This is a genomic window from Marilutibacter spongiae, from assembly GCF_014145325.1.
Lineage (GTDB): Bacteria > Pseudomonadota > Gammaproteobacteria > Xanthomonadales > Xanthomonadaceae > Marilutibacter > Marilutibacter spongiae.
Window position 1 is genome coordinate 1 of sequence record NZ_JACHTF010000035.1, and the last position, 2,193, is coordinate 2,193.

General features: G+C 72.0%; 1 protein-coding gene. It reads right to left on the minus strand.

Annotated elements, in window-relative coordinates; translation table 11 throughout:
- The coding region (locus H4F98_RS16570) for a condensation domain-containing protein (protein ID WP_182688933.1) at positions 1-2,193 on the minus strand (2,193 nt) is incomplete at both ends.

The window sequence follows — 2,193 nt, forward strand, 5'->3', positions numbered from 1 at the left end:
CCAGGCGCGCGGCCGGGGCATCGACCTCCAGCGGCACGTAGGCCGCGCCGGCCTTGAGCACGGCCAGCATCGCGACCACGAAGCCGGCGCTGCGCGGGGCGCAGATCGCCACGCGTACGTCGGCGCCAACCCCGGCCTCGCGCAGGCCATGGGCCAGGCGGTTGGCGGCGCGGTCCAGGGCATCGAAGGTCCATTGCCGGCCTTCGCCCGTCAGCGCGAGCGCGTCGGGGGTGGCATCGACCCGAGCCTCGAAGGCCGCCTGCACGCTGGCGTGCGGCAGGGGCTGCGAGGCGCCATGGACCCCGTGCAGCAGGTGCTGGCGTTGCGCTGCGTCCAGCAAGGGCAAGCGCGCGACCGGGGTCGCCGGGTCGGCGACCATGCCGCCCAGCAGCCGGGCATAGGCGTCGATCCAGCCCTGCACGGTCGCCGGCTCGAACAGGTCGCTCGCGTACTCGACGATGCCGCGGATGCCGTCTGCGTCTTCCGACAGCGACAGGGTGAGGTCGAACTGGGTCGTGACATGCGGTGGCGGAAGCGCCGACACGGTGAGGTCGCGGGTCCCGGCGTCCAGCTCGCGGGCCGTGTTGTTGAGCGCGAACACGGCCTGGAAGACCGGGCTGTGCGCCAGCGAACGCACCGGCTGCACTGCTTCGACCACCTGCTCGAACGGCACGTCCTGGTGCGCGTAGGCCTCCAGCGTGTGCTCGCGCACCTGGTCCAGCAGCGAGGCGACGGTGGTCGATGCATCGAAGCCCACGCGCAGCGCCAGCGTGTTGACGAAGAAGCCGATCAGCGGCTCGACCTCGGTGCGCTGGCGGTTCGCCACCGGCGTGCCCACCACCACCTCGTCCTGGCCGCTCAAGCGCGACAGCAGTGCCGACCAGCCTGCCAGCAGGGTCATGAACAGGGTCGTGCCATGGACACGCGAGAGCGAATGCAGGGCTTCGCACAGCGCCGGCGGCAGCGACACCGGGAGGATGCCACCGGCATGGCTCTGCCGCGAAGGTCGCGCATGGTCGGCGGGCAGCTCGAGCAGGGCAGGCGCGCCTTCCAGCGCCTGCCGCCAGTACGCGACCTGCGATTCCAGCGAGCGATGCGCACGTTGCCACACCGCGTAGTCGGCATACTGGACCGGCAAGGCCGGCAGGCGGTGCGCGCGCTCCTCGAGGACGGCGTCGTACAGCTCGACCAGCTCGCGGGTCAGGACGCCGATCGACCAGCCGTCGGACACGATGTGGTGCTGGGTGACCAGCAGGACATGGGCTTCGTCGGCGAGACGCAGCAGCCGGCCCCTGATCAGGGGGCCCTGCTCAAGGTCGAAGGGTGCGCGTTCCTCCGCGGCCGCATGCCGGGCGACGGCCTCGTCGCGGGCGTCGTCGTCGAGATGCGAAAGATCGTGATGGGCCAGATCGAAGGGCGTCGATGCGGATGCGATCACCTGGCACGCCCCGCCCTCGACCGGCGCGAACGTGGTCCTGAGCACTTCGTGGCGCGCGACGATCCCGTCCAGCGCGGCCTGCAGGGCCCGTGCATCGAGCGGGCCGTCGAGCCGCATCGCACTGGGGATGTGGTAAGCGGATCCGGCCGAGCGATCCAGCTGGTCGATGAACCACAAACGCTGCTGCGCGAAGGAGAGCGGCAGCACGGCGTCGCGCGGGGCAACCGGGATCGCCTCGTAGCGGTCCGGATCCTGCGCATCGATATGAGCGGCCAGGGCGGCCAGCGTCGTGTGTTCGAACAGGGCACGGATGCCCAGGCGCCTGCCGAGCCCGCTGGCGATCTCGCTGGCCACGCGCGTCGCCAGCAGCGAATGCCCGCCCAGGGCGAAGAAGTCGTCGCCACGCCCCGGCTGCTCCACGCCGAGCAGGCGCGTCCAGATCGCGGCGATCGCCTGCTCGGTCGGCGTCTGCGGCGCTTCGTGCACGGCCGCGACCGCGGCTTCCGGCGCCGGCAGGCGTTGCCGGTCGACCTTGCCGTTCGCCGTCAGCGGCAACGCCGGCAACACCATGATCGACGACGGCACCATGTACGCCGGCAAACGCTCCGACAGGTCGCGGCGCAGCGCCTCGGCCCCGCTCGCGTCCGACGCCACGTACGCCACCAGCCGCTTGCCCAGCGCCGGGTCCGCATGCACCACCACCACCGCGCCCCGGACCCCTGGCCGCGACGACAGCGCCGACTCGATCTCGCCCA